Annotated in this window: 14 protein-coding genes; all 14 read left to right on the top strand. The window is 67.3% G+C overall.

All coding sequences use genetic code 11. The annotated features are described in order from the left end of the window. Positions 1 to 90 precede the first annotated feature (90 nt). A complete protein-coding gene (locus ACI3KS_RS16775) occupies positions 91 to 762 on the top strand; it encodes a TetR/AcrR family transcriptional regulator (RefSeq protein WP_404919686.1) in 672 nt (223 codons plus the stop codon). Positions 763 to 983: 221 nt separating this feature from the next. Further along, positions 984 to 1,544 (top strand): GNAT family N-acetyltransferase, encoded by a 561-nt coding sequence (locus tag ACI3KS_RS16770; RefSeq protein ID WP_404919685.1) that lies wholly within the window; start codon positions 984 to 986, stop codon positions 1,542 to 1,544. Between the two features lie 344 nt (positions 1,545 to 1,888). Then, entirely contained in the window at positions 1,889 to 2,299 is a 411-nt protein-coding gene (locus ACI3KS_RS16765; protein ID WP_404919684.1) for a MarR family winged helix-turn-helix transcriptional regulator, read from the top strand. 110 nt (positions 2,300 to 2,409) lie between these two features. Beyond that, the gene (locus ACI3KS_RS16760) at positions 2,410 to 3,711 is read left to right on the top strand and encodes an MFS transporter (RefSeq protein ID WP_404919683.1); all 1,302 of its coding nucleotides are present in this window, start codon (positions 2,410 to 2,412) and stop codon (positions 3,709 to 3,711) included. Then, the gene (locus tag ACI3KS_RS16755; protein ID WP_404919682.1) at positions 3,711 to 6,497 is read left to right on the top strand and encodes a family 78 glycoside hydrolase catalytic domain; all 2,787 of its coding nucleotides are present in this window, start codon (positions 3,711 to 3,713) and stop codon (positions 6,495 to 6,497) included. Before ACI3KS_RS16760 ends, ACI3KS_RS16755 begins: the two co-directional genes overlap by 1 nt. Positions 6,498 to 6,568: 71 nt before the next feature. Beyond that, a complete protein-coding gene (locus ACI3KS_RS16750) occupies positions 6,569 to 7,933 on the top strand; it encodes a hypothetical protein (protein ID WP_404919681.1) in 1,365 nt (454 codons plus the stop codon). A gap of 53 nt (positions 7,934 to 7,986) precedes the next feature. After that, positions 7,987 to 9,291, top strand: coding sequence for a DUF3089 domain-containing protein (locus tag ACI3KS_RS16745; protein WP_404919680.1), 1,305 nt, complete (start codon positions 7,987 to 7,989; stop codon positions 9,289 to 9,291). A 319-nt stretch (positions 9,292 to 9,610) separates the two neighbouring features. Next, the gene (locus ACI3KS_RS16740) at positions 9,611 to 10,033 is read left to right on the top strand and encodes a helix-turn-helix domain-containing protein (RefSeq protein ID WP_404919679.1); all 423 of its coding nucleotides are present in this window, start codon (positions 9,611 to 9,613) and stop codon (positions 10,031 to 10,033) included. After that, on the top strand, positions 10,026 to 10,889 hold the full coding sequence (locus ACI3KS_RS16735) for an alpha/beta fold hydrolase (RefSeq protein WP_404919678.1): 864 nt from the start codon (positions 10,026 to 10,028) through the stop codon (positions 10,887 to 10,889). The genes ACI3KS_RS16740 and ACI3KS_RS16735 overlap by 8 nt, the downstream gene beginning before the upstream one ends. A 546-nt stretch (positions 10,890 to 11,435) precedes the next feature. Continuing rightward, complete coding sequence (locus ACI3KS_RS16730) at positions 11,436 to 12,254, top strand: helix-turn-helix domain-containing protein (RefSeq protein ID WP_404919677.1); 819 nt, start codon at positions 11,436 to 11,438, stop codon at positions 12,252 to 12,254. A 550-nt stretch (positions 12,255 to 12,804) separates the two neighbouring features. Beyond that, positions 12,805 to 13,893 (top strand): ArdC-like ssDNA-binding domain-containing protein, encoded by a 1,089-nt coding sequence (locus tag ACI3KS_RS16725; RefSeq protein ID WP_404919676.1) that lies wholly within the window; start codon positions 12,805 to 12,807, stop codon positions 13,891 to 13,893. Further along, positions 13,893 to 14,819, top strand: a complete 927-nt coding sequence (locus tag ACI3KS_RS16720) for a bifunctional DNA primase/polymerase (RefSeq protein WP_404919675.1) — start codon at positions 13,893 to 13,895, stop codon at positions 14,817 to 14,819. The genes ACI3KS_RS16725 and ACI3KS_RS16720 overlap by 1 nt, the downstream gene beginning before the upstream one ends. Then, a complete protein-coding gene (locus ACI3KS_RS16715; RefSeq protein WP_404919674.1) occupies positions 14,819 to 15,475 on the top strand; it encodes a DUF2637 domain-containing protein in 657 nt (218 codons plus the stop codon). Before ACI3KS_RS16720 ends, ACI3KS_RS16715 begins: the two co-directional genes overlap by 1 nt. After that, a partial coding sequence (locus tag ACI3KS_RS16710; protein ID WP_404919673.1) for a hypothetical protein occupies positions 15,472 to 15,673 on the top strand: 202 nt, incomplete at its 3' end. The genes ACI3KS_RS16715 and ACI3KS_RS16710, both read left to right, overlap by 4 nt.

Genomic DNA, 15,673 nt, shown 5'->3' with positions numbered 1-15,673 from the left:
GCGCCGTTCGAACCAGTTTCACGAGGCCTCCTTTTATGATCAGGTGATCGTAATCATATTCCGATCTTGCGATCTGTAAAGTGAGGAACGATGATCGAACAGAAGCGACAGCGGGGCCGGCCCCGTAAGCTCACTCCCGAGCGCGTGATCGACGATGCGGCGGGGCTCATCGTCGATCAGGGCTATGAGGCCCTCTCGATCCGTTCGCTCGCCGCTCGATTGGGCACACGGTCCTCGACGCTCTACTCGTACTTCGCGTCGATCGACGAGATCGCCGACCTGGCAACAGAGCGGATATTGAAGCGGATAGAGATCCCCGACCTGGACTCGAGCCCCGACCCACTCGAAGCTCTCATCGTGCTGTTCGAGAAGATTCGTGACCTGCTCGTCGCCCACCCCACCGCGATCCCGGCACGGATCGGCACCGCGACTTGGGAGCAGATGGTGCGGATGGTCGATCAGTTGCTCGTCGAAATGGCGGGCCTGGGACTGTCGCCAGCCCGCGCCACCGTCTGCTACGAAGCTCTGATCGGTGTAACCATGGCCAGCTCCGCTGCATCCCGGCGGGAACAGCACGTCAGTCCCGCAGAAACGAGGAGCCGCCTCAGGAGCATCGAGCCCGCCCCGGACGCGCTGCTGGCGGTCGACGAGTGGGCAGAGTCCACAGCCCAAGCACGTTTCCGCACCATGATCAGCGAGCTCATCGTCTGGATGCTTCCCGGACTCGCTCGCGCCGGAAACGACGTTGCACGCGAGATCTGATGCGGCCGGCACCGCGAAAGACCCCACATGCTCATCGCCGCAAGCGCGAATCGTGCCGTCATCGCCCACACGGTCGGCGCGGACCTCACATCGAGATCACTCGAGCGAAAACGCGGAGATTCGACGCCCGACCGAGACGCTTGGCATCGCCTCTGCCCCGCTTCACAGCTCTACAAGGAGAACGGCACCCGGGGAGCGCGCTCTGGACTAGTCTCATTGCCGTGCTCGCATTTCCGCTCACGACGGAGCGGTTCGAAGTATCACCGCTCGCCCCCGCAGACGCCGCGCGCTTCACCGAGTATCGTCCCGATCCCGGCACGGCACGGTTTCAGTCTTGGACGCCGGCCTGGTCCCAGGCAGACACCGCCACGCTCATCGGCGCGCAACCGCGCGGACTTCGGTCACAATCCGGTGCCTGGCTCCAGATCGCCGTTCGGGACCGCACTAGCGGTGCGCTCGTCGGTGACGTGGCCGTGCATGCGCTTATCGACCAGCCTCACACCTACGAACTCGGCGTGACCATTGCACCTGCCCACCGTGGTACGGGCGCATCGACAGAAGCGCTCGAGGCGCTCATTGATGCTCTCTTCCATCGACAGCACTCGCACCGGCTCCTCGCCTTCACCGACACGCGCAACAAACCCGCCCGACGCCTTTTCCGTCGGCTCGGGTTTCGTCATGAAGGGTGCGCCGTCCAGGCCGACTGGTTCAAGGGCGAGTGGAGCAGTCTTGATTCGTGGGCGCTCCTGCGCTCCGAACACAGACCGTACGTGTTGCGCTGAGCACAGCCCGGAAAGAGGCACTGTCGCCCACCCGGCTCGCTGTGATCCGCGGGCCGTGATCGATACGGCAACTCGACCCGAAGCGTCACCGCCTCTGCGTAGACAAGCCGACTCGCGGCTCGCTCCTTTCGACGCCGTCGACAAGGCATGCGAGAAGATAAAGCATGCCGCGCCGCCCCCACTCTCCCGTTGCTCTTCCGTCGACCCCGGCGGTCATGGCGCCAGTCGTCGGTGGCGGAGGTCTCGATGCCCGAGCCGCGATGCAGGCGGTCATCACCTGGGCTTCGTCAGGATCGCGGCGCGAGGACCTACTGCGGCGCAGCGGTTTCCCTCTTTCCGATGACATGCTCGCATTCCTGGTCATGAACCAGCTCGCCTACCGAGGGGCTGCGCGGCCCACTGAGCTTGCCGATGCCGCCCATACGGGTCGCTCCAACCTCAGCAAGGTCGTGCGGCGACTCGAGGCTGCCGAGCTCGTGGGCCGCATGGCCAATCCGCTTGATGGCCGGGAGACGATGATCGCTCTCACTCCCGGTGGGCGCGAGGTAGCCAAGCGCATCGTGGCGGCGAGCGAGATGGACTTCGCCGAAGCGATCGACGGGTGGGACGACGCGGAGCGCGAGAGGCTCGAAGAGCTGCTCGTCCGTCTCGTCCGCGACCTCGATCGACGTGTCGGCGGTGAAGTGCAGCGCGTGTCCGGAGCACCATGGGGCCCGCCGCCGTCGCACTGGGACCCGCGAACGCACGGCGACTGACACACAGAGCAGCCGCCGGTCGACTGCATTGTGTATCGAGTGATTGTCCTAGCGACAATCACTTGATATGGTGAAGTGTCTGCTGAACCCCTGCTTCGAAGGAGAAGCCCATGCCCGCTCGTCCTCTGCACGCTCGCCCGTGGTGGGTTGCCACCGTGGCAGGTATGGCGTCGTACATCGATTCAGCCGCAATCACCGGCTTCAGCACGTCTCTCGTGATCCTTCGCGCGGAGCTCGGGCTCGATGAGTGGCAGGTGGGCGTCGCGGCCGCCTCGCTGACCCTCTCCATCGCCGTCGGTGCGCTCATCGGGGGACGGCTGGGCGACCGGTTCGGGCGGCGCCCCGTCTTCACGGCGACGATGATCCTCATCCTCGCCGCCGTCCTCGCCTTGATCTTCGCTCCCTCGTTCGGTGTCGTCGTCGCGGGTGCCATCCTGCTGGGCCTCGGCACCGGAGCCGATCTGCCGGTGTCATTGGCGACGATCGCCGAGGCGGCGACCGACGCGAACCGCGGCCGCCTGCTGGGCCTCTCCAACCTGCTGTGGATCATCGGCATCGTCGTGAACACGCTCATCGCGAGCGTCGTCGGCGACTGGGGGCACCGCGGAGCACAGATCCTGTTCGGCCACATCGGCGTTGTCGCCCTGCTCGTACTCCTCGGGCGCCTCACGATCCCTGAGTCGGTGAGCTGGACCACCGCACGCGACGAGCGCCGATCCGGTGTGCCCACGGTCCGCGCCGATCGCGCGCGCATCGTCGACTTGATCCGGACCCCCTATGTCATCCCGTTCCTTGCTCTCGTCGCCTTCTACGCTCTGACAAACCTGGTCGCCAACACGAGCGGCCAGTTCGGCACCTACATCGTCGTCACGTACGGCGGTGCCACCGTGGGTCAGGCCGCGCTCATCGCGTTGCCGATGATCCCGGTCGCCGTGTTCGGATATCTGTGGTTCATGAAGATCGTCGATGGGCCGCGGCGATTCCTGTACTTCCAGATCGGTGCTGTCGTCATGATCCTGTCGAAGCTCGTCGTCGTGTTGGCTGGTCTGAACATTGTCACGTATGCCATCAGCGCCCTGTTGGCTGCCGTGGGCGGAGCTTTCGCCTTCGAGGGGATCATGAAGGTCTGGACGCAGGAGTCTTTCCCCACTCTGCTGCGTTCGACCGCGCAGGGAGCGATCATCTCGATTGGACGCTTCAGTGCCGCGGCTCTGGCAGCCGTCACTCCGCTTCTGCTGCAAACCGGTGTCACGGCGTTCTACGTGCTGCTGACCGTGTTCAACGTCGCCGGTCTCGGCATCGCGTGGGCCGTCTTCCGCCGGCGTCGAAACGTCTCCCTACTCGACGTTGAGAGTCGTACCGATCCCGAGGCCACCTCGTCGGCCACGGTCGCACCGGGAGCATCGTCGTGATGCCGATGCCGGTTCGGGCACACCTCACGGTCGAGGCAGCCCGCCCTGGCGATCCTGTTTCCCAGCCCAGCCCCGTGATCAGCTGGCGCATCGAGACGACGGACGCCGCGTGGCGGCAGCATACGGCCGAGTTCCGGTGGGAGTCCGCCGGCGCGGTGGCGGTAGCCCGCCACGAGGGCGAGAAGCGGCTCCGAGTCGACTGGCCGTTCGCTTCCCTCTCTGCGCGCCAGCGAGGTGACCTCCGGGTACGGTTGGCGGGGAAGGACGGAGCGTTCAGCGATTGGAGCGATCCCGTCACGATCATTGCCGGGTTTCTCGACGACGGCGAGTGGAGCGCCGACTGGGTCGGCCACCCCACACCGGAACGTCACGCACAGCCCACTACCCTGCGCCACACGTTCAACGCCTCCGACGTGGTGCGGGCCACGTTGTACGCCACCGCGGTGGGCTCGTACCAAGCTGCGGTGAATGGGACCGATGTCGACGATCATGTGCTCAAACCCGGCTGGACGCCGTTCGACAAGCGGACCGTTTACGACACCACCGACGTCACAGCGCTGGTGCACGATGGCATGAACACGATGACGTTCCGGCTTGCCGGAACCTGGGCGACCGAGCGGTTCGGGTTCCGGCAGAATGCTCGACCCCGGTACGGCGATCAGCCCCGCCTGGCCGCCCAGCTCCTCCTGGAGCACGGCGACGGCCGGAGGCAGTGGATCCGCAGCGGAGCCGATTGGCAGGCCGCGGACGGACCGATCACCGACAGCGGACTGTACGAGGGCGAACATCACGACGCACGCCTCGCGGCGCCGGGACGGTGGTCTGCCGCGCAGGTCTTCGACGCGGACCCTGCACCGGGCCCACGGATCTCGCCCCCCGTGCGCCGCATCGAACAGCGACCGATCGCGGCGGTTCTCTCCTCGTCCGCGGGAACGGTCCTGCTCGACTTCGGGCAGAACCTCGTCGGGCGTCTGCGCATCCGCGTCTCGGGACCCCGGGGGACGACGGTGACACTGCGGCACGCCGAAGTCCTCGAAGACGGGAGTCTCGGCACCCGTCCACTGCGCCGCGCGATCTCCACCGACAGCTACACCCTGGCAGGCACCGAGATCGAGGAGTGGGAACCGGAGTTCACCTTCCACGGCTTCCGATACGCCGAGATCACGGGGTGGCCGGGCGAGTTCGACCCCGCCGACGTGACAGCAGTCGTGATCCACAGCGACATGACACGCACCGGATGGTTCCACACCTCGCACCCGCTGCTGCAGAAGCTGCACGACAACGTGGTATGGAGCCTCCGCGGCAACTTCCTGTCGATCCCCACCGACTGCCCGCAGCGCGACGAGCGCCTCGGCTGGACCGGAGACATCCAGGTGTTCGCACCGACCGCTGGATTCCTCTACGACGTCCGCAGCTTCCTGGACTCGTGGCTTCGAGATCTTGGACTCGAACAGGATGCCGATGGCACCGTTCCCTTCGTCGTGCCCGATGTCTTGGGGCTGTCGCGTCCAGCGGCAGCGTGGGGAGACGCCGCAGTGGTGGTCCCGGACGTGCTCGAACGGCTCTTCGGCGACCGCGACACCCTCGAACGCCAGTATCCGAGCGCGCGCGCCTGGGTGGAGTTGTGCTTGCGGCTGGCGGGCCCGCGCCGCATCTGGGAGGGCAGCTTCCAGTTCGGCGACTGGCTCGACCCCACCGCTCCCCCGGACCGCCCGGGCCAGGCGATGACCGCACCGGGGCTCGTGGCCACCGCCTACCTCGCACGATCGACTGCGCTGCTTGCGAGAGCCGCCGACCTCCTGGAAGAGCCCGCTGACGCGACGCGCTACCGGACGATACACGACGATGTCCGCGCCGCGTTCGTCGACGAGTACGTCACCGCGGCAGGACGGATGGTCTCCGACACTCCCACGGCCTACGCGCTCGGCATCGCCTTCGACCTCCTCCCCGAGAACCTGTGCCCGGCCGCCGGTGCACGCCTGGCCGACCTCGTCCGAGAGAACGGCTATCGCGTCGCGACCGGGTTCGTCGGCACACCGCTGATCCTCGACGCGCTCACCGCGACAGGTCACGATCACGAGGCGTCCAGGCTGCTGCTGGAGACCGGCTGCCCTTCCTGGCTCTATCCGGTCACCATGGGCGCGACGACGATCTGGGAACGGTGGGACTCGATGCTCCCGGACGGTTCGATCAACCCCGGCGATATGACCAGCTTCAATCATTACGCTCTCGGTGCCGTCGCCGACTGGATGCATCGCGAGCTCGGCGGACTCACCGTGCTCGAGCCAGGAGCCCGACGGGTGCGCATCGCACCGCGCCCGTTCCCCGGGGTCGACGACGCCGCCGTCGCTTTCGACAGCGCCTCGGGGCGGATCGAGGTCGAATGGCGCCGACAGAGAGCCGAGGTCCACATACGCGCGACCGTCCCGAGCGGAGTCGAGGCCGAAGTCCCCGGCCCCGACGGCCCACGCGTCCTGCACGCCGGTATCCACACGTGGACGATTCCCTCCCCCATGCCCCGGCCTCTCGGCGCCGTCAGCCTCGACTCCTCCCTCGCACAGATCGTCGACGACGCCGAAGCGCTGTCCGTCATCGAGGAGGCACTCGCCGAGCACCGCCCTGCCGCGGTCGAAGCCATGCGCGCAGCAACCCGGTGGACGCGGGGCCAGACCCTCGCCGAGGTCGTCTTCCAGTACGCCAGCCCGGCGGTGCAGCGCGAGATCGGCCGCCGCCTGGCCACGCTGTCGGCATCCCGCGCATCCACCAGGACCGGGGCGTCAGGATGAATTCCTACGCGTCTCAGATTGATCGGCTGAACGCTCTCGGTCCCCGCCGATCCGGCAACGCTGCCCACCGAATGCTCATCGACGAGGTCGCCGCCGAACTTGCCAAACTCGGGTACGCCGTCGAACGCGACATGCACACGTTCGAACGGTGGGACCCTCCGGAGCACGGCGCCTTCCTCACCCTGGGTGACGGTCCGGTGGACGTCTCGTCACCGTGGCCGTACTCCGGTGAGACCGGCCCTGCCGGCATCAGCGCTCCCCTCGCGCTGGTCCCGGGACGTCGCAAGAGGTGGGCGGAGGCCTCCGGGCGCATCGCCGTGATCGAGGTCGAGAACCTCGAAGCGCCCGCCTCGCTCCTGCTGGACTCCTGGGATGGTCATCTTCCGTTCGAGACGGTCGCGAATCCCGTCATCGCCGTCGAGCTCGCTGGATCCGACCTCACCGCCGCGTGCGACGCGGGCGTCGTCGGCGTGGTGGCGGTGTGGCGTGGGCTCGGCGACGACGAGGCGCGGGGCCAATACCTGCCGTTCACCCGCCCACACCAGGGCGTGCCTGCCGTATGGGTCCCCGAATCGGAAGGCGACCGCATCCTGGCTGCGGCACGACGCGGAGACCAGGCGACCCTCACTCTGGAGGCGACACGTCACCACGGAGCGACGATGGACACGGTCTGGGCCGTGTCACCAGGCGCAGGACCGCACGCCGACGAGAGCATCCTGGTCGTCACGCACAGCGACGGCGGCAATGCGATCGAGGAGAACGGCCACATCGGCCTGCTCGCACTCGCGCAGGACGCCGCCACGATCCCTCACGACCGCACCATCGTCTTCGTCCTGACGGCCGGGCACCTCCGCATCCCCGCGGTCACCCTCCACGGCCAAGCGACCACGGCATGGCTCCAGGCGCATCCGGAGATGTGGGATGCCGATGCCGCCGGCCTGACCGCCGTGGCCGGACTCGTCATCGAACACCTCGGCGCCCGGCGGCGACGCGACGATTTCCCGCGTACGGGCCACGCAGACGAAGGACCGGAGCCGGAACTGCTGTACGCGACCACGCCCGAGCTCGATGCGCTCTCCCGGAGACTGTGGAAGGGTTCCGGCCCGATCCACCCCGTCAAGCCGGGAGCACTGGTGCACCTCGGCGAGGGCGAGCCGCTGTTCGAGAAGGGCATCCCCGCCATCGCGCTCGTCACGGCGCCAGCGTCGCTGCTCGCCGAGACTCGTCACGCTGGGATCGACCTCGACCTGCTTGCGCGTCAGATCGACAGCTTCCGCGCGCTGCAGCGGTGGATCGCCGCGGCCCCCGGCCGCGGCACGTTCGGCACAGTGCACCACCCCGGCCACGTCAGGAAGCTGCTCGCCATCACCCGGATCACCTGGTTCCAGGTGCGGCGACGCCGAAGACTTCGACGCCGACTTCTCGGAGCCAGCTGACACCGCCCGTCCCTCTGTGCGTCCTCCGGCGCACCCGATGAAAGGAGGCAATGATGCCTCGCCCCCTCCCCCTCCTCACCGCGGGAGCCGCGCTCGCGGGCGCGCTCTCGCTTGGATTCGTCGTCCCAGCGGCATCCGCTTCCGCGGCGCCCTCTGATGGCTCCGCCGCCCGTCTTCTCACCGCGCCCCTCGCTGAACCCGTCTGGCTATGCCACCCCGACGATCCCGCGACCGCCTGCGGCACGACGACGGCGCGGTACCCCGACGGTGCGACGGTCCCCCTGTCGACCACCGTGGTCGCCCCCCAAGGTGCGGTGGTCGAGCAGCCTGCCGTCGAGGAGCCACCGGTCGACTGCTTCTACGTCTACCCGACCATCGATCTGCTCCCGAACCCCGTGGTGAGGGTGGGGTCGCTGCCACCCTCCGCGCGTGACGACGAGATCGCCGTTCTCCTGGCACAGATCGGCCCACTCACCGGACAGTGCCGGATCTTTGCGCCACTGTATCGCCAGAGCACGTTGCCGCAGATGGCGCTCAGTGCCCTCACCGGCGCCGAGCCGTACCCCGGTCCCGGCTTCGCCGACGTACAACAGGCCTGGGACGACTACTGGGCCCACGACAACGTTGACACAGTCACCGGTCAAAGACGAGGAGTCATCCTGCTGGGGCACTCACAGGGCAGTGTCGCCGTCGAAAAGCTCCTACAGCATGCCGTCGACGGCGACGCCGAAGCGACCGCTCAGCTCGTCAGCGCCGTGTTGCTCGGTGGCCAAGTTCAGGTGCCCTTGAATGCGGCGGCTGGTGGCGGGAACGACCCTGCGTCAACCTTTCAGCACCTCCCGCTATGCGAACCCATCGCGACGGCGGTGCCAGTCGGCTGCATCATCGCATACTCGAGCTACGAGGCGTCCGAGGGCGGCGCCCCTCCGGCTGGCAGCCTCGCCGCCAACCTGGACCCGGGCCACCGCATCGCCTGCGTCAACCCCACCGCCGTTCTCACCGGAACATCCCCAGATGCCGAGACTACGCTGGGGCCGATCCTCCCCACGAGCCTATTAGTACGCGGTCACGCGATCGCGCCCAATGGTGCACTGACACACGTGCTCACGGGCTACACGCTCCCCACCGACACGACCGGATACCGCTCCTCTCCGGGCGCCCTTTCGGGCCGCTGCTCGTTCACCGGCGACGCGACGAGCAACAACTCGTGGCTTCAGATCTCTGATCACTCGGGACTGCTCCCAGATACATCCGACTCCGCACTGGGACTCCATATCGTTGATTACAGCGTCGACCTAAGTGATCTGCGGACACTGCTGAGAATGCAGGCCGAGCGCTGGGCGGCGGCGAGGGCGTGAGGAACGCGACCGCCTACAGAGAAGGCGACAGCCACGTACGACCGCAGACGCGCTGCAACGCGAACGGATCGATCACTGCCGGCGCCGCGCCGTACTCAGCGCGCGTCGCTATCGAAGTCCGGCGACCCCGCAGACTGCACCCGAAGCGGTGAACAGACCCCACCACTTGCGTCTCTCGAGCGATGGTTGCGCCGACCCCGCTGGTGTCGGACTGCCGTTGCCGATGGATTGTGCATGCCAAAGCCCTAACTCTCGGCGCGACCGGGTTCAGACGATCTCTCATCTGTACGTATATGGTTGTTTATGTAACTATATATCTATGGATGAACTCTTGAGTGTTGACGATGTGGCTGCGCGTCTTCAACTTCGACCTCGTACGGTGCGCGAGTACATCCGAGCTGGACGCCTCCGAGCCACGCGCATCGGGAAGCAATACCGCATCCACATCGAGGACCTGAAGCTCATCGAGCGTGGAACAGTGGCACCCTCACCGGACCCCGGCGACACGGCGGCAACACGCACAACGGCATCTGTCGTTGTCCGCGTAGACGCGGCCAGCGCCGAACAGGAGCAGCGGATCTCATCACTGCTCAATGTGAGTGGGGCAGCGCCCCGAGTAGCCCTTCAGATTGTGAGCATGCCCGACTATCACGCGCTTCAGGTGATCGCGTCAGGCCCGCTCGACGCGGTCTTGACCGTACTCACCACCATCAACAACGCATTGGAGATCACCTGTGACTGACCGCCGGTTCCGAAGCGATTCGGGCGCCCTCGAAATCCACGAAACATACGAGACGCTTCTGCAGCGTTACCTGCCTAGCGCCGTGCGCCACACCATAGCGACCTCGATTGGCGACATCGCCACAATCACCAGCGGATCTCCAGACGCACCGCCCGTCGTACTTCTTCACGGCTCGGGCTCCACTGCTCTCTCATGGGCACCAACGATTCAGCGACTCACGGCGACACACAGAGTTCACGCGATCGATCTACCTGGCGAGCCCGGCCAGAGCACACCCACCCGCATTCCCTTCGTCGTCCATGACCAGGCATCTTGGCTTTCCGAAGTGCATCGTGAGCTTGTCGGAGGGCCGGCCGCGTATGTCGGCGTCTCCCTGGGCGGCTGGATCGCTACGGCGTTCGCGGCGAGCTACCCTGACCAGGTCACGCACCTGATACTTCACTCATCTAGCGGCTTTGGTCCACGGAAGATCGCGCCACTCGTGGTCGCCGGGCTGCTGACCGCGCTCGGCGAGCCAGGTCGAAGACGCGCTCTCTCCTACCTCACGGGCCCCCGAAAGAACCAAGAACCGCGAACCGAACTCCAGGCGCAGCTCGATCTCTACGCGCTCCGCACTTTTGCGCACTTCTCGCCCCGAACCGATGCACTTCCCGAACATTCAACCGAAGTACTGCAAGGCATTCGCGGACAACTGACTGCGACCTTCGGGGCGAAGGATCGAATGCTCGACGCTGTAGCTGCTGCTCACCGCATCCGCGCAGAGATCCCCAGCGCCAGTGTGGAACTTCGCCCCGACGAAGGACACATCCTCAGCGATCAGCCTGCCCTTACGTACAACCAGCTCGCAAGCCGATGAAGCCACAGTCCGACGGGGGTGCAGGTGTCAACGACTGTTCTCCAATTATCCAGGAGGAAGCCGGTCTCGCTTCAAGAGGAGGATGTTGCACGTGTCGCGATCTCGAACTCACGACGTCCGTTCACCGCGGGCCCTGGAGTAGGGGCCGTTGCCTCTCTGAGCCTGCCCGAAGGTCGCCGCCGCACCCGGCGCAGCGAGCCTAGGCTCCCGACCCCGGTCACGTAGGAGGAGGCCCCAATGGTCGCGAATCCTCTGAGGAAGGCGTGGCCGCCATCACCCTTCACTCTCTCATCCCGCACGTCTTCGGCTCCGCGAGAACGCGCGACGCCGGATTGGCTGGCGCACGGGAAACGTAGCAAACAACGCCATGTGGTGCCGCATGTTGCCGCTGATCGCCGTCGAATCAACACACATCCTTCCGACCAATCGGGTGGTCTTCGGCGACGCCAGAATCATGCACGTCATGGAAGGCACCGTCGAGGTCCAAACTGCTGAGGGCGCCCATCTTCTGGCATCCGGCAACGCACTGGCAATCGGCGCGGAACGATGGAGCCGAATAAACCGCGCTCGCGAGCACGCCTGTGGACCGTGTACGCCAACGAGCGATTCCTTCGCGCGCAGATGGCTTTGCTCCTGCCCGATAGGAAACGCGTACGCCCGGGAGTTCACCCTAAAGATTGGGACGGCGCACCCCTGCTGCTCATGCCAGGCATCTCGCGATTGCAACTTCTTGCCCCGCTCTGGCGGCAGATGAGTATTCTCCGTGATGGCAGCGACGTCCCTGAGGTTGCCACAGCTCGCACTGTGGAGCTGTTCGCGCGATGGGTAGGTCTTGTTGCGCCTACCTTTCTTGCACCGACTTTTCAAGGAAAGCCGCGTTCTCCTTCTGGGGCGACAGCGCCCCCGATTCGCGGGCGACTTACGGACGCCACCATGCTCGGCCACGTAGGCCGAGCTGTGCGCCTGCTCAGCACACGAATGCACGAGCAATGGACTGTGGCAGCATTAGCGGACTCCGTGAGAGTTTCACGTTCACACCTCACGCGCTTGTTCGTCGCCCACACAGGAACCTCACCGACGCGGTTCCTCACGGAGATCCGGCTTACCGAGTTCACGCGGCTCATCGAGGAGACCGAGCTTTCCGTGGCTGATGCCGCGCTAAGGGTCGGCTGGGCCGACCCACGGGTCGCATCGGCGTGGTTCAGACGTCGTTTCGGCCTGCCGCCATCGCAGTACCGTCTCAATCCGCATCCGCATTTATCTGCTCGGGAGGGCTGCGATCACTGCGATGCCTCCTTCGGGGCATTCGTATACTCGGCTAGACAATCTCCCCCACCAGCACCTTGCTCCGAGAGACAGCCCTGAGCCCATCGACACCGAACTCGAGACCGTAACCGGTAGGAAGCGGAGCGGCAAGGACGAACCGCTGCGGACATAGGGAGAGTACGCGGACGGCTCACCCCTCTTCGCACTTGCAGGACCGACGACTTCGGCGTGGGCTCGATGAGTAACAGAGCCCAGGAACACGCCACTCACGCAGTTCAAGACATCTCGCCCAGGTCCCTGACGAACAAGGAAAGAGAAACGCACCCGATATCGGGGGCGCTTCTCTTTTTCTTGGGAGTTCCCTGAACAACTTTTTCAAGTTGTACGTACACCCCCTTCGGCGGTAGGCGACCAGCATCCGAACTCGTCATGTGACTCCTGTTTCTCTTCCGATGTCGCGGATAATGCCCTTGCTGCTCGACGCCCCGTTCATGGCGGGTAGACCGGGGGAAATGTCGGGTTCATCACGGACCCTGGCGACCGTCGCTCTCCGTTCCGTCCGCCTCGTTCGTCTGATGCTCCCGGCGCACCTCATGGTCGTAAGGGCCACAGGCATCTGCCTCCGGCCACTACCGGGAGGAGGACGACGATGGCAACGACCGAGGAACCGCGGGGCACGCGGGATGCGAAGCTCGACGCACTGCATGAACGGCTGGCGGCTGCGGTCGGTCAGCTCTCCTCCGGGGACGACTGGCGGCGTGCGTTGGAGTTCGCGGGCCGGTTCCGGTCGCGGTCGTTCGGGAACACGCTGCTGATCTGGGCTCAGCATCTCGTTGCTTTCGAGCAGGGGCGGGTGTCTGCGTCGGAGCCGTCGTATGTCGCCGGGTACAAGCAGTGGCAGTCCCTGGGGCGTCAGGTGGAGAAGGGCCAGCCGGGGTACATGATCTTCGCCCCGGTGACGGGCCGCTTCGCGTCCTCGACTCCGCAGGACTCGTTGTCGTGGCGCCGGTTGGGGCGGTTCGAGAAGCCGAAGCCGGGCGAGGCGGTGCGCTCGCGGATGGTGGGCGCGAAGCCGGCGCATGTGTGGGACGTGTCGCAGACCTCCGGCGATCCGATCCCCGAGCGCGCTGCGCCGGTCCTGCTGGAAGGCGAGGCGCCGGAAGGGCTCTGGGACGGGCTGGCAGGCCTGGTGGAGGCGGAGGGGTTCGCGGTGCTGCGGGTCGAGCACGCCGGGCTGATCCACGGCGCGAACGGCCTGACCGACTACACGAATCGCACGGTCACGGTGCGGATCGACATGGACGATGCCGCGCAGGTGAAGACCCTCGCGCACGAGCTCGCGCACGTGCGCCTGCACGGCCCCGACAACCCCGATGCGACGCGACATCGAGGGATCGGGGAGGTGGAGGCGGAGTCGGTGGCGTTGATGATCGGCGCCGCGCACGGCATGGACACCAGCTCGTACACGATCCCGTATGTGTCGGGGTGGGCCGGGACGGTGAAGGACAAGGAGCCGGCCGAGGTGGTGCAGGCCACCGGCGAGCGGGTCCGCAAGACCGCCGGGGCGATCCTCGATGCCCTCCCGACCGTGCAGCTCGACGGAGGCGACCCGCCCGGCCTGAACCGCGACGCCCCGCGCACCGAACGGCCAGGGCGGGCGGAGCGGCCTGCGACGCCGCCGCGGGTGGAGCCGGCGCGGGTGTCGCGGGTGGCGGATGCCGCGGTGAGGGGCTTGTGATGCGGGCCATGTCGCTGTTCACCGAGGCAGCGGGCCTGCCGTTGCCGGCGGCCGCGGCACGGTTCGCGGACGCCGGGGTGCCGGTGTTCCCGTGCGTGCCGGGCGGCAAGCGCCCCCTGACCGGGCACGGGTTCCACGATGCGAGTACCGCTCCCGCCCAGGTGTCGGCGTGGTGGCGACGCTGGCCGGGCGCGAACATCGCCGTCCCGACGGGTGCGGCGTCTGGGCTGGTGGTGGTGGATGTGGACGTGCACGGCGCGGTCGACGGGCGGGAGAGCTTCCGTCGTGCCCGTGACGCCGGGCTGGTCGAGGGGTGGGAGCTGCTGGTGCGCACCCCCACGGACGGCATGCACGCCTACTACCCGGCGACACCGGGCACCGCGCAACGGTCCTGGCAGGCCGGGCGCGTGGGAGTCGATTTCCGTGGCGACGGAGGTTACATCATCGTCCCGCCCTCGACCCGACCCATCGACGGCGCGACGGCCGGATACCGCATCGTGCAAGTCGCCCCTCGTCCTGGACGCGAGCTGGATGCGGGCAGGTTGCGGGACTTCCTCGACCCCCGCCCTCCGATCCGCGCCCGTCCGGCCGGCGGGCAGCGGGTGGGGCGGGAGGATGCGGAGCGGTTGGCGCGGTGGCTGGACCGGCAGGACACCGACCGCAATCTCAAACTGTTCTGGGCCTCGTGCCGACTGGCCGAGGGCGGCGTCCCCCTCGCTGATGCGCTCGATGCGGTGCTGACGGCAGCGAAGTCGGACTTCGGGCCGCGGGAGATCACCGCGACCGTCCGATCCGCCTACCGCGCCGTCCACCCCGCCCGGCGCACGACGACCTCCCCGACGCAGGGCGCGTCACCGGCAGGAGCCGGCTGGTTCGACCGCCGGCCCGGGCCGGCGCGCCCGGTCGTGCCGGGGAGGGGGTTGTGATGGCGACGCAGACAGGGAGGCGGTGGGCGGTGGTGACCGCGGCGGGCGGGACGGTGTTCATCGCCGCGGGAGCGTTCTGGCTGTCGTTCACCGCACTGGCGGACCTGGCCCGCCGCTCCGGGATCGAGGCGGGGCAGGCGTGGGCGTGGCCGCTGATCGTGGACGGCATCATCGTCGTCGCAACCGTCGCCGTGGTCGCCCTGGCCGGGCACCGCCAGACCTGGTACCCGTGGGTGCTGCTGGCCGCCGGGGCGGTGGTGTCGGTGACGGCCAACGCGATCCATGCCGTCGTCGCCGCCGACGCCGACGTGCCGGCCGTGCTCGCCGCGTCCGTCGCGGCGGTGCCCCCGCTGGTACTGCTGGCGATCACCCACCTCACCGTCATCCTCACCCGCCCCACCCCCACACACGCATCCGATCTGTCTGCCGACCCGCCGACAGCGCCTGTCGCCGACTCGGACCATGCGGTGATGCCGTCCGTCTCGACGGCGGCGGTGTCGCCGGGTGAGGGGCGTGAGGCGGCGGTGCTGCTGCGGGAGGAGGAGGGCTGGTCGAACAAGCAGATCGCCCGCCACCTGGGCGTGCACCCGTCCACGGTGGGCCGCTGGTTCGCCCGGCCGGCGCTGACCGGCCCCGACACGGAGGAGACAACATGAACGACGACAACCAGACCCCGACCACGCACGAGCAGCACCGCGCGCCCGTCCGTCACGGCCACCGCGATGAGTCGGTGACGACGACCGAGGAGCCGAGGCGAGGCGGGGAGGGGGAGGTGTCGGTACTGGCCCGGCACGGCGACCCGTCCGTGACGCATGCGAAGGCCGACGCGGAGGCGGGGCGGCGACGGTCGGGGG

It is taken from the genome of Microbacterium sp. ZW T5_45, assembly GCF_044987415.1.
Lineage (GTDB): Bacteria > Actinomycetota > Actinomycetes > Actinomycetales > Microbacteriaceae > Microbacterium.
Note: the sequence above shows the minus strand (reverse complement) of the source record. Positions and strands in the feature narration are given on the sequence as shown.